Below are 21,650 nucleotides of genomic sequence, written 5' to 3'. Positions count from 1 at the left end.
GCGGTTTATTCAGCGCCGAAATACCAGTAACCCGCGTTAATCAGCCCGGCAATCTGCGCCAGCACGGCCGGATCGTCAAGAGCCTCTCCCAGATCATCCAGGGTGATTTCATCACGATGTGCCAGCACGGACATCACGCGCGGATCGGCGCATTCGACGCGCTCGCCGTTGATATAAATCGCATTGCCCAGCGTCAGGACACGTAATCCACCCAGACGAGACAATACATCGCCCTGTTGCAGCGCATCATAGATTTCATCGGGCTGATAAGGCGGTTCCGGTGGCGCAACGTCAAGTTCGTGGCGTGATTGTGAAATAAATTCGCCCAGCCACTGCTCAAAGTGTGCAGGCTGATTCACCACATCCAGCATCACCTTGCGTAAGCCTTCCACTTCTTCAGGCAAAATCAGCGACGGGCAGTCGCGCGAAGGCACATCGGGATCGGTATAACGCAGGCTGCCCAGCTCGTTGGCCAGCGCATAATCGGCGAAGCCGCTGATGAGTTCACGTCCGCTGGGCGCGCGGAATCCTACAGAGTAGTTCAACGCATTTTCGAGGGAGTAGCCTTCATGCGGGAAACCCGGCGGAATATAGAGAATATCGCCCGGTTCCATTTCTTCATCGATAATGGCGTCAAACGGCTCGACCTGCAGCAGGTCAGGATGCGGGCAGTGCTGTTTCATCGGCACTTTTTCCCCGACGCGCCAGCGGCGGCGGCCGGTGCCCTGAATAATAAACACATCGTACTGATCGAAATGCGGACCCACGCCGCCGCCGGGCACGGAGAACGAGATCATCAGATCGTCAATGCGCCAGTCCGGCAGAAAGCGGAAAGGGCGCATCAGTGCGGCAGAGGGCTCATGCCAGTGATTGACCGCCTGAACCAGCAGTGACCAGTTGTTTTCGCCCAGGTGATCGTAGCTTTCAAACGGACCATGGCTGACCTGCCACTTTCCGTTTGGCTGGCTGACCAGCCGACTGTCGACCTCATTTTCCATGGCTAAGCCCGCCAGTTCATCCGGCGAAATGGGATCGATAAAATTCTTAAAGCCACGCTTCAGCACTACCGGGCGCTTTTGCCAGTAACGCTGAATAAAATCGGGCCAGTTGAGATCGAGCTGATAATCCATAAAGAAAGTCCGCTAAGGGCTGAAAATAGCTGCAAGTATAACAGCCCGCAGCCTGAACTACTCGCGGCGATGTTCCATTTCCTGACGCTGAAATACGACTTCCATGCGCGCACCGCCTAACGGGCTGCTGGAGGCGATGACATTACCGGCGTACTGCTCAAGGATATCACGCACCACGGCCAGCCCCAGCCCCTGGCCTGGTCGCATGGTGTCGACGCGCTGTCCCCGCACGAAAATCAGGTCGCGTTTACTTTCCGGAATGCCCGGACCGTCATCATCAATATAGATGTGCAGCGCATCTTCGGTCTGATGAGCACTGACCTCAATGAATTCCAGACAGTATTTGCAGGCGTTATCCAGCACATTGCCCATCACTTCCATAAAGTCGTTCTGATCGCCAAAGAAGGTGATTTCCGGGGAAATATCCAGGGTAATTTCCACCCCTTTACGCTGATACACTTTATTCAGTGCCGAGCACAGGCTGTCCAGTAAACCCGATACCGAATGCAGATCACGCTGCAGGGGATTATGATCGGCCTGCATGCTGGCTCGGTGCAGGTAATAACCGACCTGCTGAGAGATGCGGCTGATCTGCTCCAGCATCACCGGCTCGGCCTGTTCGATGGTTAACTCTTTTCCGCCGCGCAGCGAACGCAGGGTACTTTGCAGGACCGCCAGCGGTGTTTTCAGGCTGTGGGTCAGGTCGGCCAGCGTCGTGCGGTAACGCGTGTAACGTTGACGCTCGTTGGTCAGCAACAGATTGAGGTTACGCACCAGCGAACGCAGCTCCTGCGGCGGCTTATCGTCCAGATTTTCACGCTGCCCGGTTTCCAGTTCGCGTACCTGAAGCGTCAAATGCCCAATCGGCCGTAAACTCCAGTGCGCCGCCAGCCAGAGCAGCGGGACAATTAAAATCAGGTTAGCGGCCAGAACATAGCTGAACCATGACCAGACCACATCGGAGTGCTGTAGCTCTTGCGGAATGGTATCGACCACCACAATGGTCAGGGCGGGCAGGTTGGTGGTGGCATCGTAGCGGTTGACGGCAACCGAATGGGTAAACGTATCCTGATCGTCATCGTCGTTATCATCCCACGCATGAAGCTGCTGCTGTGCCGTCAGATTGTCGCCCATGGCGGCCCGGCTGGTGCTGTTGTTGGTATCAATCTCGTAGAAATCAGGTTTTAACAGCCATTCGGGTTGAATCTTCTCACGAATTTCCGGCACATCACGCTGCTGCCAGAGCAGCTTGCCGTGTTCATCATAAATAAATACCAGGGTGGGGAAATTAAGCATGGTGCGCTCGGGCTGCGCAATTGTCAGCTTATTATCTTTCCACTGTGCCAGGGTAAAAAATAAATTGCTCTCGCCTCGCATCACGCGATAGGTGTTTTTATCAAAACTCACCACATAGCCAATCACGGCGACCATGCCATAAGAAAGCGAGAGAATGAGAACGATGGCTGCGGAGGCCAGTAAAAAGCGTGTCCGCAGCGAAATAGGGCGATAACGTTTAAGCCAGGACATCATCAGAGATCAAAGCGGTAACCCTGGCCGCGAACGGTAGCGATAACTTCGTCAGAATGCAGCGCGAGGATTTTTTTGCGCAGGCGGCCCATTAATACATCGATCGTGTGGCTTTCACGCAATTCGGCATCGGGATACAGCTGCAACATTAATGAATCTTTACTCACCACTTTGCCCGCATTACGAATTAAGGTTTCCACGATGGTATATTCAAAGGCGGTCAGCTTAACCGGGCTTTCATTCACCGTCAGTTCGCGACGCGATAAATCGACCTGAAACGGCGGCATGGCAATAATTTGCGACGCATGACCACTGTTGCGGCGCATTAATGCCTGGAGGCGTGCGGCAACTTCTTCAATATGAAACGGTTTTGTGACGTAATCATCCGCACCGGCTTCCAGCGCTTCGACTTTCGCCTGCCAGCCTTCACGGGCGGTCAGCACCAGAATAGGCTGACGCACGGCATCATTGCGCCAGCGACGAATTAACGACATGCCGTCTTCACCGGGTAAGCCCAGATCAACCAACGCGATATCAGGTAAATGTTCCTGGAGAAAATAATCGGCTTCTTTGGCATCTTCAGCAGCATCAACCTGATGACCCATTTCTCGCAGTTGTACTGAAAGATGGTGGCGCAGCAGGGCATTATCTTCCACAACCAGAACACGCATAGGATTTCCTTAGCATCAGATCGAAACGAATTTAAATAAGTATAAGCGAAATGAATTAAACAGCAGGTTAACGCAGACCGGCGGGAACCGGTCTGCAGAAGGGATATTATTTCAGATCATCAACCATTTGAATCGCACGGCCAAGATAATTTGCCGGGGTCATCTGTTTTAAACGGGTTTTTTCTTCTTCAGGCAGCGCCAGGCTGTCGATAAAGGCCTGCATGCCTGCGGCGTCAACACGTTTACCGCGGGTCAGCTCTTTCAGCTTCTCGTACGGTTTTTCGATGCCGTAACGGCGCATCACGGTCTGAATCGGCTCGGCCAGCACTTCCCAGTTGTGATCCAGTTCATCCAGCAGGCGCTCGCGGTTCACTTCCAGTTTTGAAATACCTTTTAAGGTGGCCTGATAGGCGATCAGCGCATAGCCTACGCCGACACCCAGGTTACGCAGCACGGTAGAATCGGTCAGATCACGCTGCCAGCGGGAAACCGGCAGTTTGCTGGCCAGATGCTGCATGACCGCGTTGGCCAGGCCCAGATTGCCTTCCGAGTTTTCAAAATCGATAGGGTTTACTTTATGCGGCATGGTCGACGAGCCGATTTCACCCGCAACGGTTTTCTGTTTGAAGTGGTTGAGTGCCACATAGCCCCAGATATCGCGATCAAAGTCGATCAGGATGGTGTTAAAGCGGGCGATACAGTCAAACAGCTCGGCAATGTAGTCGTGCGGCTCGATTTGCGTCGTATAGGGATTCCAGGTGATGCCCAGCGAGGTAACAAACTCTTCACTCAGCTGGTGCCAGTCGGCTTCCGGGTACGCCGCAATGTGCGCGTTGTAGTTGCCCACGGCGCCGTTGATTTTGCCCAGCACTTCAATCTGCGACAGCTGACGTAGCTGACGTTCCATGCGGTAGGCTACGTTGGCCATCTCTTTACCCATGGTCGATGGCGTAGCGGGCTGGCCGTGCGTGCGAGACAGCAGGGGAATATCACGGTATTCCTGCGCCAGGCCTTTTACGGCGGCGATCAGCTGCTGCCAGTAAGGCAGAATGACATCGCGGCGTGCTGTTTCCAGCATCAACGCATGGGACAGGTTATTAATGTCTTCAGAGGTGCAGGCAAAATGAATAAATTCCGACACTGCATGCAGGGCGGGCACATCCGCCACTTTTTCTTTCAGGAAATATTCAACCGCTTTCACGTCATGGTTGGTGGTGCGCTCAATGGTTTTGATGCGTGCGGCGTCTGCTTCGCTGAAACGGGCGACGATCTCGTCAAGGAAAGCGTTTGCGTCAGCATCAAATGCAGGAACTTCCTTGATCTCTGCGGTCGCAGCCAGTTTTTGTAACCAGCGAACTTCAACCTCAACGCGGAACTTCAGCAAACCAAATTCGCTGAAAATTGCGCGCAGCGGGCTGACTTTATCGCCGTAACGACCATCGACAGGTGAGACGGCGGTCAGAGAGGATAATTCCATCAGTGCAACTCCTGATTCATTTAACGGTGTTTGCCTCACTGACTCAGTAAGTCAGTGGCAGGCGGGATAAAATCGATTTGGCTTCGCGCAGTAAACGCTGGCGCGAAAACATCAGCTGCAGTCGGCCTCCGCCAACCTGTTGCCACAACACGGCGGCACGAATGCCGGCCAGCAGCGTGGCGCGAACTTTACTCTGTAGCAGGGAATTCTGTAGCACTGCCGGCGATCCGGTTACCTGAATACGTGGGCCGAGCGGGCTAATCACATCGACATAAATGCCCGCCATGGCGCTCAGAATAGTGTCGGATTCCAACGTGTAATGCGCCAGCTGACGATCGAGCTGGCTGATACGCTGGGCCAGGGTGTTCATAGCCTGCTTGTTCGCATTGAGCTTGCGCTCCAGTACCATCAGGCTCAACGTGTAACGGGTCAGTTCGGCACCAGCGCCCTGACGTTGCGTGCTGTTCAGCACGGCCATCAGGGTTTCCAGCCCCAGGCGCAGGTTGGCTTCGTTGTTACCAAATACCGCCAGGGTCGAGGGAGGATTCAGGTCCAGTACGCTGCGCAGTGACACCGTCAGCGCCTCCGGCTGACAATGTCCCTGATTGGCTAACTGCTGCACCAGATGGGCCGCCTGGCAAATGCCCGCCAGTGCAAAGGTAATGTCCTGATAGTTTTTTGCCACGGTTACTCCTGTTTACGCGTTATTCCCACCGGTATTATGCGGCAACCCAAGGCAAACGTTCTTCGATGATACCGCCACCCAGGCAGACTTCATCAAGGTAGAACACCGCAGACTGACCCGGCGTGACCGCAGCAACGGGCTCATCAAACCGGACTTCAATTTTATCCTCGCCGTGCGGGATAATTTCGCAGGGGATATCGGTCTGACGGTAGCGGGTTTTCACCGTACAACGCAGCGGTGCGGTTAGCGGCTGACGATCAACCCAGTGTAACTGCTGGGCAATCAGACCCACTGACATCAGTCGGGGATGGTGGCCGCCCTGCGCCACGATCAGGCGGTTGCGCGCCACATCTTTATCAACGACGTACCAGGGATCGTCTTTGCTTTCTTTAAGACCGCCAATGCCCAGCCCTTTACGCTGGCCGAGCGTGTGATACATCAGGCCCTGGTGCTCACCCACAACCTGTCCGTCGACGGTTTCAATTTCACCCGGCTGGGCAGGGAGGTAGCGCGCCAGGAATTCGGTAAACTTGCGTTCACCGATGAAGCAAATGCCGGTGGAGTCTTTTTTCTTCGCCGTCACCAGCTCAAGTTGTTCAGCGATGCGACGCACTTCAGGCTTTTCCAGCTCGCCGACCGGGAACAGGCTCTGCGCGATTTGCTGGTGGCTGAGTGTGTAAAGGAAATAACTCTGGTCTTTGTTACCATCCAGACCGCGCAGCAGGTGGCTGCGGCCATCGATATCCTGACGGCGGACATAGTGCCCGGTGGCGATGAAGTCTGCACCCAGATCCTCTGCGGCAAACTCCAGAAACGCCTTGAATTTGATTTCTTTATTACACAGGATATCGGGGTTGGGAGTGCGGCCCGCTTTGTACTCTTCCAGGAAGTGTTCAAAGACATTGTCCCAGTACTCTGCCGCAAAGTTCACTTTGTGCAGTTTAATACCTAACTTGTCGCACACGGCTTGCGCATCCGCCAGATCGTCAGCGGCGGTACAGTATTCCTCGCCATCGTCTTCCTCCCAGTTCTTCATGAACAGGCCTTCAACCTGATAGCCCTGCTGTTGCAGTAACCAGGCGGAAACGGAAGAATCGACGCCGCCGGACATTCCGACGATCACTTTTTTCTGGCAGTTATCAGACATCACAAGCTCGCAAAACAGTAAAACAGGCGGCGCATTCTATCACGCTGAACGCGGGTGCGCACCTTCATGAAACGGCCAGTTGAACGGGCTGATCAGGTCGAGCGGATAGCGTACGCCCTGTTGCCAGCGGCGTACGCTTTCGGCAACCAGGGGCGAACGCAGGTTAGAGGCCGACAGAATCTGCTCTGGCGCGACCCACCAGCAGCAATCAATGTCGCTGTCCTGCGGAGCCGTTGGCTGGATATCGTCCAGATCCACGCCAAACAGAAACCGCACAAAAGGCGTATTATCCGGGGCGATCCACTGGTTTATGCCGATAAAATACTGCATTTCGGCCCGAATGCCGGTCTCTTCAAACAATTCCCGTGATGCGGCTTCATGCAGCGTTTCATCGGCTTCAAGATGACCGGCAGGCTGGTTCCAGGTGGCGATGCCGTTGACGCGTTCTTCAACGACCAGTAATGCACCCCGAGCCTGCACCAGGCACGCGACGGTGACATGCGGTTTAAACATCGATCCTCCTGAATTGTTAACTTAAAGTTATGGAAATGATAATGGCAGTCAACCTTGTGCGCTGATATCGCGCCAGGCACCCGGCGCCAAATCGCCCAGCGTAAACTCGCCCATGGCATAGCGCACCAGACGCAGGGTTGGAAAGCCAATATGGGCCGTCATACGTCTGACCTGACGGTTGCGTCCTTCAAAAAGCGTTATTTTCAGCCACTGTGTTGGAATGGCTTTGCGCTCGCGAATCGGCGGCTGGCGCGGCCACAACCAGTCGGGCTCAGCCACTTTTTCGACGCCAGCCGGTAACGTCGGGCCATCTTTCAGATTAACGCCATCGCGCAAAGGTTGTAGATCGGTTTCCTCAGGCGCGCCTTCCACCTGCACATAGTAAATCTTGCCGGTGCGCTTGCCGGGCTGCGTCAGCGCCGCCTGTAGCGGACCATCGTTAGTCAGGACCATCAGTCCTTCGCTGTCGCGATCGAGTCGGCCCGCCGCGTAAACGTCACTCACGTCGATAAAATCTTTGAGGGTGCGGCGGCCGGCTTCATCGGTAAATTGCGGCAGAACATCGAAGGGTTTGTTGAACAGAAGCACGCGGCGGACGGCAGGCGGCGAGGACGCCTTGCGATGCACGGGACGTGTTTGTTGGCTGAATCGTTTATTTGGATGAGAAGTCTGATTAGTTTTTCGCATACGCTTTGCAGTCTGGAACATTCAGCGCATTATAACGCGAAATTGCGGTGATTGGCGTGGCGTGAATATTCAAGTAGTATTGACGCGCATCTTACAAATCATTAACAAAAAATCGCTCGAAGGAGAGGTTAATGGAAAGCAAAGTAGTTGTTCCGGCGGAAGGTCAGAAAATCACCCTGAATCAAGGTAAACTGGTTGTCCCAAATAACCCGGTTATCCCTTACATCGAAGGGGATGGTATCGGCGTTGATGTGTCACCAGTGATGCTGAAAGTGGTTGATGCCGCTGTGAAAAAAGCCTACAACGGCGAGCGTAAAATCTCCTGGATGGAGATTTATACCGGTGAAAAATCGGTTGAACTCTACGGTCAGGATGTCTGGCTGCCGCAAGAAACCCTCGATTTAATTAAAGAATACCGCGTAGCGATCAAAGGCCCACTGACCACGCCAGTTGGCGGCGGCATCCGTTCTCTGAACGTTGCGCTGCGTCAGGAACTGGATCTGTACGTTTGCCTGCGTCCGGTGCGCTACTATACCGGTACACCAAGCCCGGTAAAACGTCCTGAAGACACGGATATGGTGATCTTCCGCGAAAACTCCGAAGATATCTATGCCGGTATCGAATGGAAAGCGGGCACGCCAGAAGCGGATAAAGTCATCAAATTCCTGCGTGAAGAAATGGGCGTGAAGAAAATTCGCTTCCCAAAAAACTGCGGTATCGGTGTTAAACCGTGTTCGGAAGAGGGCACCAAGCGCCTGGTCCGTGCAGCAGTGGAATATACCATCACTAACGATCGTGATTCACTGACGCTGGTACACAAAGGCAACATCATGAAGTTCACCGAAGGCTCCTTCAAAGACTGGGGTTACCAGTTAGTGAAAGACGAGTTCGGCGGCGAGCTGATCGATGGCGGCCCATGGATGAAATTTAAAAATCCAAACACCGGTAAAGAGATCATCGTAAAAGACGTGATCGCCGATGCCTTCCTGCAGCAAATCCTGCTGCGTCCGGCAGAATATGACGTTATCGCCTGTATGAACCTGAACGGTGACTACATCTCTGACGCCCTGGCGGCGCAGGTTGGCGGTATCGGTATTGCACCAGGCGCAAACATCGGTGACGAATGTGCGCTGTTCGAAGCCACCCACGGTACGGCACCGAAGTACGCAGGTCAGGATAAAGTGAACCCAGGTTCCGTGATTCTGTCCGCTGAAATGATGCTGCGTCATATGGAATGGTTCGAAGCCGCAGACCTGATTGTTAAAGGCATGGAAGGCGCAATCGCTGCCAAGACCGTGACCTATGACTTCGAACGTCTGATGGATGGCGCTAAGCTGCTGAAATGTTCAGAGTTTGGTGACGCGATTATCGCGAATATGTAATCCAGAATTTGGGTTAAACGAGAACGGGAGCCGGTTGGTTCCCGTTTTTTATTAGTATGTTAATAACATTCAGCAACATTATTTATCAAAACCAGGTTATTCATCATAAACGTTAAGGTTTTTTTGGCTTCCAAAATCACGCAGCTAATTACCTTGGCAATTAGGTTTAGAGACAGCATTACGGTAAACAGTTCTGCCGCAGTAAACAGCTTGTCCTTAGATAGGAACAATGCGTACCGCAAACTAAAGCTCTCAGAGGGAATGAACCGCATTAAATTTCAAATGGCGGAGGGTTTTGTTGAAAGGAACTGGCAAGCTTGATGTGCGGCTTGAGATAGATTGCGAGTCTTAAAATCTTATCACAATAACGATTTCACAGCCCTCTGTCAGGGTTATTCGTTCTTACCATCGAATTGCCTTAGCAATTTTTTCCAGGAAACTGCGCCATGTTTCACCCCATGGTTCTGGACGAAAATGATCGCAATCTAACTGCTCTGACGTTGTTTTTAGTTCCTCATCGTCAGAGATACGTAATAATGAACCGATTTCATTGCGGGCATCTGCTTTTGAAAGGACGTTAGTGTCGAAATAGCAGGCGGCTGTTTCACCGACAGCGTTGTCAAAATCGTCGTGATAACAGCTGAAAGAGGCGGTTAAAATCTCGCGCATGACTGGGTACGTCATTTTATCTTTACCCCATCCACGGATAAGACGTGAGAACATAATATGACTTCCCATTGTAGAATTTTTGAAGCAAAACAACCCTCACACTTGAGCAGGTTTCTTTGATTGAACTGCCTTGCCTGAGACCGTAACCAATTGCAGTTTTACTTCTGTAAACAAGCTCAAGTGGCTCAGGATTTTTCGCCCAGTATGTGAATTTGAGTCGGTTAGCGTTCAAAGCCGAACTTATTGTTTTTTCAGCCAGCTCACAGGAGAAAGGAAAGAATACCGACTGCATTGGTGCGCACCTAAAAGACGGGCGAGTAATCCCTTATCTGGGATAGCAACCTGTTTTGCCAATCGCATTGCTTGCTCGACTGATAGTCAGAACGCTGACTATCAGCGACATGACTCAACAGTGGAGGCCGCTTTTTCTGGTATGACGCACCTGTTTTGTATAAACGGGTTTTTATGATGTGATTTAATCACTTTTGCAGGATTGCCTGCAGCAACAGTATAGGGAGGAATGTCTTTCGTTAAAACAGAACCTGCGCCAATCACAACATCATTGCCTATCTTAACACCTTCAACTACAGAAACGTTCGGGGCGATATAGACGTTATCGCCAATGATGGCACAGTCTCCTGTATTGGAACCAATACAGACATTTGGCGAAACGTTGAAGTTTGCGCCTATCTGGGTGCCGGGATTGATCACAATGCTTCCGACGTCGATATGACCGATATACAGCCCTGGCCCAATCCGGGTAGAAGGGCAGAGAAAGATATGAAATTTTTTGCACTTACGCTTAAAAACACGTTTAGCAATACGTCTGCACGTCTTACTCTTATGTGTGCTCATTCTGAACCAAAAACAAAAATTAAACGCTTCATTTTTAAGAAAGGTTTTAATAAATGTTTTAAAACTGATGTCAGCTGCGTAACGATAAAGGTCGTCTCTAATCAATTCAGCAGTATCAACTGGCTGCGTGTGAGCATTCATGTAGTATTCATTCTTAGCTGAGAGTAAATCAGAAAGGGACGCAGGTATATTTCAGAATGAAAATATTAGCAGGTATAAGCTTGATGTCAAAGCAAAAAATTAGGCGTTTATAGTTTTATCTCTGTTGTTGGCAAAGGACATGAACCCGTCAGTCTGCAAGTGTCCGTTCATTTGCAAACCATTCTTTTTCTCAATGAGAGTGCAGCTTATTCCGTTATTGATTGAGAAGATAGCCGCAAGTCAAAGATAGGTTATTTGTAGGTCGCCCTGTCGGGCGCAGATTAAATCGCGTGATAATTGTAATGCGCTGTGATGATCACCCTCTTACATGCTTAATCCAGATCACAATCCATGCCCTTCAGAATGAAGGCAACGGGGTGAACAGACAGCATTGGATAGATTATCCGCATGTTAGCAACCGTTCTTCAGAACTGTAAAATCAAACTTACTTACCCTGTACAGCGATGTTTTTTGTCAGGGCCAAAAGCTTTATTTATGCCCTATATAACTGCAAAAAACGGCTTCTGTTGCTGTAATGCTCAAATGAAAAACTTTAACCGAATATTATTTCAGAGATAACAAAGTTAAATGAGTGAAAATGCCATCTCTATTCCATCGCGTTCACCATGAGCTTTACCTGCCAGTTACTCCTTGTCTGCTATTGACTCTCAGGGAGCAGAATCAGTAAGACGGTTCATTTATTGTCCTGGGGCAATAATTACTGATGATAAAAATATATGTTAGCCTTATAAAACGTTATCGATTACATTTTCATATGTTTATTGATTTAGGGAACGGAGCCAGGTAAACAATCCGGAATCTATCCGACATAGCCAGCTAATATGTCGTCATAAGGCTTCATTTTTTCTGATTCCATTTTGAATGCTTGCTTATGTGGAAGAGAAAGGCCTTTTCTCGCCTTTTGATATTGTGGTTTCAAAATGATCAAAAACGGATGTGCGAACACCGCAGGTTGCCTGTCTTTCTTAGTGACTTAATTTATTAACTATAAAAGGAGCGATATATGTGGTTTTTCAGAAATGCAAAAATGATCCCGTGGAGCCTGAACGGTCACCAGCCCGGAGATGTTCTTTCTATGGGGGCAGTAGAAATCAATCCGGACGTTACGGAGGCACAAAAAAATACAAGGTAGCGATGCGCCTTTATCGAGTCGGATGCGATACTGGCATAATACACTGGTCCGGTGGTCCATTTGTCAGCCCTGGATACGTATTCATTAACTACAACGGTACGCGAAATATTTTTCCTTATGGAACTACGGCTGACAAGTTCGACACTGTCGGCGACTTCCTGGAATATCAAAAGGAAAATGTTAAAATTTACCATAGTCTTGTCGAGGACGGTATAATTAATGAAAACATGTTTATTTTGCCCATTAATGGCTATCTGTTTACCGAAGCAATTATGGTGTATGAAAACGAAGAAGATGAGAGAGATAATATCGAATATGAAACTTTCCAGTTGAATGCCGTGTTTTGCCCGCTTACGAAAAATTAAACAGATAAAAAATGCGCTTCATTGAAGAACGTACCTTGTCAGAGGCACTGCATTTCAGTGCCTCATCAGCGTTCCATATCATCTCTCTTTGTGCCAAAAACAGGTAATTCGGCTACTTCCCAACAGTCGCGCGAAGCGTGCTGCGATGTTTCTCAACGTTACCGTTCTGGTCAATCACTTCATATTCGACGTTTGCACCGGGGTTAACGGAAGTGGTGACGGGAACCACAATATCAGACAGCGGTGCGACCATAATATTTCTCAATACCGCTTTTTCCACTTTCGCGTTCAGGCTCATATACCAGGGCGTAGGATTAGAAATCATGATTTGCTGGCTTTGTCGGGTAAAGCGTAGTTTTTGTGCATCTTCCGGCCGGGGTGCACCCAGCCCTGTCGGACGTACAAAAACCTTCAGGCGAAGACGCAGCGGCAGAACGACTTTTTTATCGCGTTGGTTGTCAGATTTTTTGAGCGCCGGTATCTGGTAGAGATTCAGCCAGTACAGGGTTTCTTTCCCGGTGGGCAAGCCAGCGCGTGAGGTCAGCATCAGCTTTATAGAGCGTAATTCGCCGGGCTGCATTTTCAAGACCGGCGGCATAGCCATGACCGGTGTTTTACTCTTCTCTGGCGGGGCATAGATATCGCCGTCATCTGTCCAGATTTGTAAAACGGCAGGGCTGTTTTCACTGTTGACCAGATTGACGGATTGCGCAATCTCGTTGGCGTTGAAAATAATGCGGGTTTTATCAATGTTTACAACGGCAACTGCCTGCGTTGACAATAACGCCGTGAGTAAATACAGGCTGCTACTGAAAACTGACCACCACTTGTAACTGTGCATTAACGGTTCCTGAAGTGATAACTTGTCCGGGAATAGCCTCAAGGGAGGCAGTAAAATCGCCGCTGTAGATCTCACCGTTGTCTGATGACGTAAGTGTGGTTAAATCTTTATAGGCATACCATCCACGCGTATTGCCTGTGCCGGTACTGCTTATATCGGGCAACAGGTTGAGAGGAGTACCGGCACTGTTGTAGATTTTTATCCCTACGCCAGAGGCTGAACTGCCGTTGCTTTCCCCATAATTTGTGTCAAGCAGCCAGGTTAACCCACCGCTACTGGTGGTGAGACCCAGCGTCTGAGCCATGGCCACAGCCTGAGGCTGATTTACCAGAAAACCCATCGCGACGTTGGCTGATTTCAGAGTGGAGTTCTGGATCCCGGATGTTGCCCCGGTTTCGCAGCGAAGGGTAATGGAAAAAGGTGCCTGGCTGCTGCCTCCACCGGCTAAAACGCCAATACTGGTCAATGGCAGAGAGACGACCGCAGGGTAATCGTACACCTCGCAGGCTGCGCCGCGAACATAGGTGACTGTCTTCCATGAACTCCAGCCAACAGGCCAGTCATAGTGCCAGCCATTCCACACCGTGGCATGATCCGCACCGATATAAAGATTATTACTTTCCAGTCCAGGACCTTTAAATGCAATATATCCGCGGGGTTGATTGTTTGTCTCAAAATAATAGTTGTCACTATTGACGTAATGTTTACCTTCATCAATTTTAAATATCTCGTAGAGCACACTGCTAAATATACTGGCCGGGATGTAGATTTTTTGCCCGTCGGTATACCAGTCGCTGGCACTAAGCTGCCGTCCTTTCCAGTAGCGGCTGTAATATTCACCCGTGCTAAGGTTGGTTAGTCTCACCGCCACATTTTTGAACTTATCAAAATAAGCGCCGTCAACCTCGCTGGTGACATATTTACCAGCTTCTTCTCTGTCGCCATTAGTCGAATACATTTCATAGAGTTTGCCGGCATCAGCCATGTCGCAGCGGTACAGAATCTGATTTGGCGTAAACGCATCCTTCATCGGGTTATTGAGCGGATGGCCGACCGCACTGGCCAGCAACGTCCCCGAGGGCTGAAAGAGGTTGCCGGAATTGATATTAATGATTGCAGGCAATGCCAGCCGCCCTGTGCATTCATCACAGGCACCCTCCCATCCCTTTGCGGTATAGCCGGCATCTTGAGCGGCCTGGGAAAGCTGGCTTTTACTTGTCACTTTTGTGCAATTCGCCAGTAGTGGAAGCGGTACCAGTGAAGTAATGATTAACGAAAGCAGGGTTCTTGTAAACACGCGCTACTCCTTATTACATAAGCCGGGAAGCTGGATCAGGTGATCGTCTTGCTTTCCAGTAATTTGATAACTCACAAGACAGGTTTGTTGTCCATCGTTATCCCAACTGACTTTAAGTGTGCCGGAGTCGTGGGGGACACGCGCATAAAGCTGGCCGCCCTGGCCGACAACACCAATGACGGTGTTGTCGGCATCACGAACTTCAGCGCCCATCGGGGGCGCTTCCCCTTCGTTACTGGTGAGCGAGATCAAGACTGCTTTGCCTTTAATGGTGGCGAAATTTACCCGTACAACAGCCCCCGCATAGGGAACAACACGTTGACTACCACCGGTCAGTTCGGCATCAGCATTCATATCCAGCGTGTCCAGGCTGATGTTATTTTCGCGGTAGGCACTGAGTGAAGGCAAAATGGCATAGCCGAAGCGATCGATGACAGCTCTCTGACCATTACGCACCAGCGCGCCCTGTGCGCCATCGGCCTCAACCAGAGCGAACGTCTCACTGCTGTACGGGCCAAGTGTGATGCCGCCCCGATGAAGCACCACGGTGCCAGATGCTCCCAACCCAGCCTGGCGATAGTCTTCGCCCTGGCCATAATTCGCACGAAAAGCCCCCAGACGCGTATTCTGCTGAACGTTCACGCCAAAGTTCAGTGCGTGTCCGCTGTTGCCATCGCCATTGCGAGAATGCTCGCTGCCGCCATAGACAGAATAAGACACATCATTGTTGTCACCCGCCGCGCCTGACAGGGACAGGGATGAGCTACGTGTTTGTTTTGACTGGTTATAGTAATAGGAGACAGAAGAGGTGTTGTTCCAGTCCAGAGGCATTGAGATATTAAAGGAGAAGGTATTTTCGGTATAACGTTGTGCGCGAGAGTCATCCTGCCGGTTGAAGAGATCCAGGTCGGATCGCGTCGTATTCCATGTCGTGCGCTGGCGTGCGACGTTGAAGCCGTAACTGATCTTTTTCCAGTTGTTGTTATAGCCAAGCTGCAACTGAGTGATGCGGGATTTATTGTTGTAGTAATCGGCTGTGCTGGCGCTCAGGCTGAACATACCGACGTTATCAAATGACTGACCCAGGGTTGCGGATAACCGGTTACGCTGGTTCATCGAATCGGAATAGTAGCTGATGCCTGTCTCATTCTGCCTTCTGACGCCCAAAACGTCCTGCAGATCGCGGAAACCGCTGGTGGAGTAACGGTAGACCGCTAATACCAGATTTGTGCCGGTTTCGAAGGTTTTACTGTAGCTCAGTTCGGCACGCCAGCCGGTCGTTTTTTTATTTTGCTCCACGCGAGCTTGTGAAAAAATGGTGTTTATACCCATAGCTCCGACCGGTGAACCCCATACACCGCCTGCCAGCCATGCCTGATAATCTTTCGCGATGCGTGAACCGGCCGTTGCGGTGAAGCGGTTACTGATGCCGCGCTGCAAGACACCTTCAAAAAAAGTGTTGTCCACACTGTAATACTGACGTACACGTCCCAATGCCAGGCCATATGTCCAGTTTCCAGGGCGAACAGAATCCGGGACAGAAGAGTAGGGCACCGTAAAGGTCGATCGCTTCCCGTTAGCTTCAATAACCTCAACCTCCAGGTCTCCCTGACCGCTGGTGTTATACAGGTCGTCAATGACAAAGGGGCCGGGTGGAACGCTTGTCTCATAGACAACGTTATTGAGCTGACGCACGATAACGCGGGCATCGGAAGTCGCCACACCCTGTACTTCTGGCGCATAACCTCGCTTGCCCTGCGGCCACATGCGTTCGTCAGAGGCGAGTTTGATGCCGTTAAACGCAAGGCTGCCGAACAGAGAGTTGCTCGTGTAGTTATCACCTAAAGCAAGCTGACTGTTTATGCCCTCTAAAGGCCGTTGCACCCAGCTTCTGACCTGATTGTATCGATAACGGCTTCCGGCTCGGCTGTTGCGTAAATAACGCAGATTACCCTGATGACGAAACTGCCACTTTTCCAGATTGGTGCCTGCTGTGATTCCGCTCCATAAATATTCATACCGGTAATTTGACGAGCGGTTTTCCGACCACATGAAGTTGGTGTTGTGACGCAGAAAGAGGGCCGTAACGCCTTCATCCCATTCAGATGTGGGAATGTAGCCGCGGGGAGCACGGTTCAGGCTCGCCAGTGGAAGCATAAAATGCAGACGAAGCGATGACTGATCGAAACGCCAACTGCCCGCCTCTGTCCAGCCGGCTAATGGCTGACAGCGCTCTGTAGGTTGCCCGGCGCGCGGGATTTTTAATTGCATTAGCGTCACGATATCTTCAGGCAGGCAGGGCTCGACTTCGCCCTCGTCGCTGAATTTCCTGAAGTTAATTTTGACCCCGGATTTAATCATCTTGTTGTTGAGGTAAATATCAACCAGGTAATAGCCTTGGACAATTTCGTTTTGATTGAATTGTTCGATGTTTTTCCCAAATGTCGCCCCTTGAAAAAGCGAGGAGTCGAAATAATATTCTTCGCTACAGACAGAGTAAGAAAAGCAGGCCGACACGGTAAAAGCTATGAGTTTCGGACTAATTAACTTCAACCGTAAAGTTTTCACTGATTTTAGCTCCCTGATCATTAACTGCCGAGACTGAAATCACCCCTGTGCCCTGAAGACGTTTACTATTACTGAACCAGTAAGTCTTTCTGGAGAAAGGAGAGACCATATCCGCCTCTTGTTTTAAAGACTGATTGCCCACTTTTAAAACAACATCCACTAATGACGCGTGCCAGGGCTGCGCGTTGTCAATTTCGATCCCCATTCCTTTATTCGACTGATATAAAGGTGTTATCTTTATGCCTTTAAGAATATTTTTTGGCGCGCCAATACTTTTAGGGCGATAAAAGATCTTCATACGATTACGTAATACCACCAGCATTGCATTCTGCGTTTTATCTTTAGCGATATTTGAAGGTGGGATCTGAAGTGTATTAAACCAGTATACAGATTCACGATCCTGCGGTTGTGATGCGGGATTATTCAATATTACTTTAGCAATCTGACCAGCTTTGGGCTGAATGCGGAATACCGGTGGCGTAATAATGAACGGTGTATTTGCGCGGCTTTCTGGCTGTGAGCTGTCGTCGCCATTATCGAACCAGCTCTGAATAACGTAGGGAACAGCATCATTGTTTTTAAATTGAACATCTATAGAGCGTGCCTGTTCGGGATAGATAATACGACTGCCCATAATTGTCACGCTGGCATTCGTGCAAGGGGCCAATAACAAGGCCGAAAATAATGTTGAAAAAAATTTTAACGCAATGGCGCGTCTGCGAATAAACATAGACAGGTTCTCAATCATTTATTGTGCACTCCGCTGAATGGGAGTGCACCAGGTAAGAATTACTGATAAGTCACGGCATACTGAAGTGAGGCGCTAACGGTACCTGCAGTAGCGGAGTTAGTAGCATAATATTGTGCAGAATAGGTCGCTGATTTTTCCGTTTCGCCGGGGCTCAGGGTTAAATCACCATTACCGTCGTAGCCTCCGGTTAAATTTATTTCTTTACCTTCCGTGTCCAGCAACTGAACTTCAACGTTTTCAGCACTACCATTGCTTTTCAAATTACCGGTAGTGCTCACGTTGTTACCGATAAAAATAGTGGACACGCGAGTTGAATTTGTTGAACCGGTACAGCCACTGATGGCGACAGTGAAATCCGTCTTACCAGCGATATCTCCGGTTTTAAGCAACTCGTTTACGCCTACGGTTGGCATGAGTACAACCGGTGCACTCTCATTGCTATTCACGCTAACGGAACAGGTTTCATCACTGACTTCACCTTTAAAATTAATAGTGTTAGCTGAATCCGCCAGTGCTTGTCCTGATACCAGCGCTGCACTAATCAACAGAGGTAAGGTCATAGCTTTAGTATTTAACATGATTGTATTTTCCTTTTACATTTTTAACTGGAGAACAACTGATTCAGGCTGCTTCCCGTCTTACGACGCACCGAATCTTTAATGCAGTAGATCTTTTTTACACCAAGTTGCATTTTTTTTGATATTTCACCCAGAGATAACCCATGATTCACCAGTTCCAAAAAATTAACCTCATCGCTGGTTAACGGATTAACACCTTTTTTCTCACCTCCTTTTAAACCGTAGTAACATGCGTTAATAGATTTTTTTATCTCGGCAATGCTCGTCCCCGGATAAATGACCGTATTGATGCTTTTATCCTGCTGTTTCCAGAAGGCTGCTAAGGATGCCAGGCGGCGATCGCAAATCAGAATAATAATTAAACCTGGAGACTTCAGGTAGTCGAGCCAGTTGTGATTAGTAAAGTAGCGAATGTTGTGTGCGGAAAAGTCTACAAAAATGCAACCTTTCATATATAAGCTTTCATAACGGCCAGTGACTACTGACAAAATTCCTTTAACTAAAAAAGAATTCCTTGCTGGCCAGATGGCTACTTTCTGTATCGGACAGCGTTTGATTTCTGCTGTAAGTTCATTCACTAATTCGCATCGATAGCGGCAGCTAAAACAGGAAATCCTTTCTCGTGTAATCCTTCTCATAAGCTGATTCTGATGCTCTTTAAGAAAGGTGAGGTAAACATAGCATCATTAAGCTTTATAACTCAACGCGTTGGAAAGGCGCAGTGTATAATATGTGCGGAATAATCCGAAAGAGTTATGTTTCATTTTTGAGCGGTGTCGAAAAGAGATTTTTCTCACAAGAGGGCAATTTCATACGAACTGTCAAAGATGGCACTTTTTTTCGAAAGTAAGATAATTCCGCGCTTTCCAGGATTTTTCAATTAATTCTTTTTAAACGATCAATAAAATTATCGCACTTTAAGATAAAATCACTTTTCTGGTTAATTTCCTGTTATGGTTATATTTAAATGATAATAAATCATGGTGTGATGTTAAAATCCCTAGTGTTGGTAATTAATAATGCCGAAATTTTGATGTTATATTTATAATTTATGCTTAAATGTTATCTTGATTAATTTTTGCGCAATAATGCACGAGATACGCGATGGGGTTTGATCCATACGTGTTCATTTACAATTGGAGAACTTTTCTTAAACTTTTTGACACTGCTGTAATGTTTCGCCTTCGTTTGTAAGGTATGAGACCATAAATGCAAACTTGATGAAAAGCTATCACAATATTTGGCCTGTCAGATCAATGATAATGAGAAGACAGCATTGCCGTTTTAAGGCCTCGATAAGAAGCTATGTTGCGCTTATGTAAATTGCCTGTAATGGTGTGTTCTGAATTATAAGGCAAAGTTCTGATAACCGCGGGCTATCACACTAAACAATAATAACAATTTGCCGCATCTCCCCGTCAGCGTGACTATGGGGATATGAAGACATATCGTATTAAAGTGGGCTACCACAACCCCTCTCCACTTACATTCATGCAACTGGATGAGCAGCTTGCTGATCACGCTTTTTACAGCGCGCGTACCGATGCTGATAATGGCGGGTTTCGCTATTTCCAGGAATATGAGTACCAGTCTGATTCTGCCGATTATTGTTCAGTGTGTTCCCTGGCTTATCATCACGCCTGCCAGGTCCGAAAATGTCCGCTGGTGCTGGTGGAGGTAAAAGAAGATAGCGCCGGATGACAGGCGCTATACATAAAGCCTGTCCGGGACAGGTCGCAGTATCCCTGTACTTCCTCGGTATTCAAATTTTCCCGGCTGGCATACACTGACCACGTATACAACGAGGGCTAAGCGATGCCATCCATCAAACACATAACCTCCGATTGCTGTATTGTCGGTGGTGGCCCGGCAGGTCTGATGCTGGGATATTTATTGTCACGTGCCGGTTTGCAGGTGGTAGTGCTGGAGAAGCACGCTGATTTTCTGCGCGACTTTCGTGGCGATACCATTCATCCCTCCACCCTTCAAATCATGCACCATCTGGGCTTACTTGATGCGCTGCTCACGCTGCCGCATCAGCGTGTCGAAAAACTGCAGGCAGAAATGGGCGGTGAAGAGGTCACGATGGCCGACTTCTCCCGCCTGCCGGTGCGTTGCCGCTTTATTGCCTTTATGCCGCAGTGGGACTTTCTGAATTTTCTGGCGGAGAAAAGCGCGCAGTTTTCAGGTTTTACACTGCTTAAATCGACCGTGTGTCGTGAGTTGATCACCGAGAATGGTCAGGTGTGCGGCGTACTGGCGAAGCAGGCAGGCCAGCCAATGGAAATTCGCGCCCGTCTGGTGGTGGGAGCGGACGGACGGGATTCCGTTATTCGTGCCCAGGCCGGGCTCAGCAGCCAGCATTTTGGCGCGCCGCGCGACGTTCTCTGGTTCCACCTCAATAAACAGCCCGACGATCCGCTGACCGGCATGGGCCATACCGGCCCGCGCAACAATTTTATCGTCATTGATCGGGGGGATTACTGGCAATGTGGTCTTACCATTCCCAAAGGCCAGTTTGAGGCCTTACAGGCGCAGGGGCTGGATGCGCTTAAAGACACTATTGCGGCGGTTTCGCCCTTTGCCGCTTCACGTCTGGCGGAGGTCGACAGTTGGGAAAAACTCAAACTGTTGTCTATCCGGATAGACCGTCTGGATCAGTGGGCAAAACCGGGCGTGCTGTGCATTGGCGATGCGGCGCATGCTATGTCACCGATCGGCGGGGTTGGGGTTAACCTGGCGATTCAGGATGCGGTGGCGGCGGCGAACCTGTTAACGCGACCACTGCGCAGGGGAACGCTGAAGTTAAGCGATCTCCATAAGGTCCAGAAACGCCGTCAGTTTCCTACCGTGGCGACCCAGTTCCTGCAAATTAAAATGAGCAGCAACAAGCCACGTGCCAGCGGGCAAAGTAAGATGCCCGCCATGATGCGTAAATTCCCGTTTCTGCGCTTCGTATTTGGCCGGCTTATTGGTTTAGGATTCAGAACGGAAAGGCCGAGGGAATACCGTTGACAGCTCGCTGTCTGCCAGACGTGAACAGTCGGCACTAAAGGCTGAGCCGTCGGGCAGCATGGCGGAAGATGCGCAACGTTATACCCGCGAGCCATAACCCCAGGCTATAAAAGACAGCCAGGCTGTGTCTGCTGTCTGGTGGCTTTTTGCATCCGGCGTTTTGCTGCCACGCGGTATCCGGTTTTTCCCCCTGACACG

21 protein-coding genes are annotated in these 21,650 nt (G+C 49.8%); 4 read left to right on the top strand and 17 right to left on the bottom strand.

The window, feature by feature from the left end:
- Positions 1 to 5: 5 nt before the first annotated feature.
- The 8 genes from C1N58_RS10105 to rluE form a co-directional block, all read right to left on the bottom strand.
- The gene (locus C1N58_RS10105; RefSeq protein WP_058701381.1) at positions 6 to 1,130 is read right to left on the bottom strand and encodes a ribosomal protein uL16 3-hydroxylase; all 1,125 of its coding nucleotides are present in this window, start codon (positions 1,128 to 1,130) and stop codon (positions 6 to 8) included.
- 57 nt (positions 1,131 to 1,187) lie between these two features.
- The gene (gene phoQ, locus C1N58_RS10100; protein WP_033737764.1) at positions 1,188 to 2,657 is read right to left on the bottom strand and encodes a two-component system sensor histidine kinase PhoQ; all 1,470 of its coding nucleotides are present in this window, start codon (positions 2,655 to 2,657) and stop codon (positions 1,188 to 1,190) included.
- 2 nt (positions 2,658 to 2,659) lie between these two features.
- A complete protein-coding gene (phoP, locus tag C1N58_RS10095; protein ID WP_033737538.1) occupies positions 2,660 to 3,328 on the bottom strand; it encodes a two-component system response regulator PhoP in 669 nt (222 codons plus the stop codon).
- 106 nt (positions 3,329 to 3,434) lie between these two features.
- Complete coding sequence (gene purB, locus C1N58_RS10090) at positions 3,435 to 4,805, bottom strand: adenylosuccinate lyase (protein ID WP_039341046.1); 1,371 nt, start codon at positions 4,803 to 4,805, stop codon at positions 3,435 to 3,437.
- A gap of 43 nt (positions 4,806 to 4,848) precedes the next feature.
- Positions 4,849 to 5,490 (bottom strand): high frequency lysogenization protein HflD, encoded by a 642-nt coding sequence (gene hflD / locus C1N58_RS10085; RefSeq protein ID WP_033737536.1) that lies wholly within the window; start codon positions 5,488 to 5,490, stop codon positions 4,849 to 4,851.
- A gap of 34 nt (positions 5,491 to 5,524) precedes the next feature.
- Positions 5,525 to 6,637, bottom strand: coding sequence for a tRNA 2-thiouridine(34) synthase MnmA (mnmA, locus tag C1N58_RS10080; RefSeq protein ID WP_394564858.1), 1,113 nt, complete (start codon positions 6,635 to 6,637; stop codon positions 5,525 to 5,527).
- Between the two features lie 39 nt (positions 6,638 to 6,676).
- Positions 6,677 to 7,150, bottom strand: coding sequence for an NUDIX domain-containing protein (locus C1N58_RS10075; RefSeq protein WP_033737534.1), 474 nt, complete (start codon positions 7,148 to 7,150; stop codon positions 6,677 to 6,679).
- Between the two features lie 48 nt (positions 7,151 to 7,198).
- The gene (gene rluE, locus C1N58_RS10070; protein WP_394549668.1) at positions 7,199 to 7,858 is read right to left on the bottom strand and encodes a 23S rRNA pseudouridine(2457) synthase RluE; all 660 of its coding nucleotides are present in this window, start codon (positions 7,856 to 7,858) and stop codon (positions 7,199 to 7,201) included.
- Between the two features lie 110 nt (positions 7,859 to 7,968).
- Between rluE and icd the strand changes: the two genes are divergently transcribed.
- Complete coding sequence (gene icd / locus C1N58_RS10065; RefSeq protein ID WP_394564857.1) at positions 7,969 to 9,219, top strand: NADP-dependent isocitrate dehydrogenase; 1,251 nt, start codon at positions 7,969 to 7,971, stop codon at positions 9,217 to 9,219.
- A gap of 402 nt (positions 9,220 to 9,621) precedes the next feature.
- Here the strand turns inward: icd and C1N58_RS10060 are convergent, their stop codons facing one another.
- The 3 genes from C1N58_RS10060 to C1N58_RS10050 form a co-directional block, all read right to left on the bottom strand.
- Positions 9,622 to 9,942, bottom strand: coding sequence for a contact-dependent growth inhibition system immunity protein (locus tag C1N58_RS10060; RefSeq protein ID WP_039341041.1), 321 nt, complete (start codon positions 9,940 to 9,942; stop codon positions 9,622 to 9,624).
- Entirely contained in the window at positions 9,911 to 10,180 is a 270-nt protein-coding gene (locus C1N58_RS10055; protein WP_394564856.1) for an RNase A-like domain-containing protein, read from the bottom strand. Before C1N58_RS10055 ends, C1N58_RS10060 begins: the two co-directional genes overlap by 32 nt.
- A 101-nt stretch (positions 10,181 to 10,281) precedes the next feature.
- Positions 10,282 to 10,884 carry a serine acetyltransferase gene (locus C1N58_RS10050; RefSeq protein WP_039341038.1) on the bottom strand — a complete coding sequence of 201 codons (603 nt, stop codon included), beginning with the start codon at positions 10,882 to 10,884 and terminating at the stop codon, positions 10,282 to 10,284.
- Between the two features lie 1,026 nt (positions 10,885 to 11,910).
- On the opposite strand from C1N58_RS10050, the gene C1N58_RS10045 reads away from it, so the two are divergent.
- The gene (locus C1N58_RS10045; protein WP_394549666.1) at positions 11,911 to 12,402 is read left to right on the top strand and encodes a hypothetical protein; all 492 of its coding nucleotides are present in this window, start codon (positions 11,911 to 11,913) and stop codon (positions 12,400 to 12,402) included.
- Between the two features lie 112 nt (positions 12,403 to 12,514).
- Here the strand turns inward: C1N58_RS10045 and C1N58_RS10040 are convergent, their stop codons facing one another.
- The 6 genes from C1N58_RS10040 to C1N58_RS10015 are packed head-to-tail and all read right to left on the bottom strand — an operon-like array spanning position 12,515 to position 19,015.
- Positions 12,515 to 13,243: a fimbrial assembly chaperone gene (locus tag C1N58_RS10040; protein WP_394549665.1), complete on the bottom strand. Its 729-nt coding sequence runs from the start codon at positions 13,241 to 13,243 to the stop codon at positions 12,515 to 12,517.
- Positions 13,209 to 14,540 (bottom strand): fimbrial usher protein StbD, encoded by a 1,332-nt coding sequence (stbD, locus tag C1N58_RS10035; protein ID WP_283787209.1) that lies wholly within the window; start codon positions 14,538 to 14,540, stop codon positions 13,209 to 13,211. Before stbD ends, C1N58_RS10040 begins: the two co-directional genes overlap by 35 nt.
- 3 nt (positions 14,541 to 14,543) lie before the next feature.
- Positions 14,544 to 17,129: a fimbrial outer membrane usher protein gene (locus C1N58_RS10030; protein WP_394564855.1), complete on the bottom strand. Its 2,586-nt coding sequence runs from the start codon at positions 17,127 to 17,129 to the stop codon at positions 14,544 to 14,546.
- Positions 17,080 to 17,856: a fimbria/pilus periplasmic chaperone gene (locus C1N58_RS10025; protein ID WP_283787206.1), complete on the bottom strand. Its 777-nt coding sequence runs from the start codon at positions 17,854 to 17,856 to the stop codon at positions 17,080 to 17,082. Before C1N58_RS10025 ends, C1N58_RS10030 begins: the two co-directional genes overlap by 50 nt.
- Positions 17,857 to 17,897: 41 nt before the next feature.
- Complete coding sequence (locus C1N58_RS10020) at positions 17,898 to 18,437, bottom strand: fimbrial protein (RefSeq protein WP_283787204.1); 540 nt, start codon at positions 18,435 to 18,437, stop codon at positions 17,898 to 17,900.
- A gap of 23 nt (positions 18,438 to 18,460) precedes the next feature.
- A complete protein-coding gene (locus C1N58_RS10015) occupies positions 18,461 to 19,015 on the bottom strand; it encodes a LuxR family transcriptional regulator (RefSeq protein ID WP_394564854.1) in 555 nt (184 codons plus the stop codon).
- Positions 19,016 to 19,874: 859 nt separating this feature from the next.
- On the opposite strand from C1N58_RS10015, the gene C1N58_RS10010 reads away from it, so the two are divergent.
- Positions 19,875 to 20,138, top strand: coding sequence for a hypothetical protein (locus C1N58_RS10010; RefSeq protein ID WP_054634156.1), 264 nt, complete (start codon positions 19,875 to 19,877; stop codon positions 20,136 to 20,138).
- A gap of 114 nt (positions 20,139 to 20,252) precedes the next feature.
- Entirely contained in the window at positions 20,253 to 21,452 is a 1,200-nt protein-coding gene (locus tag C1N58_RS10005) for an FAD-dependent oxidoreductase (RefSeq protein WP_394564853.1), read from the top strand.
- The last annotated feature ends 198 nt before the right edge of the window (positions 21,453 to 21,650 follow it).

Source organism: Pantoea sp. SGAir0180 (assembly GCF_043546245.1).
This window is presented reverse-complemented; position numbering and strand designations above follow the sequence as displayed.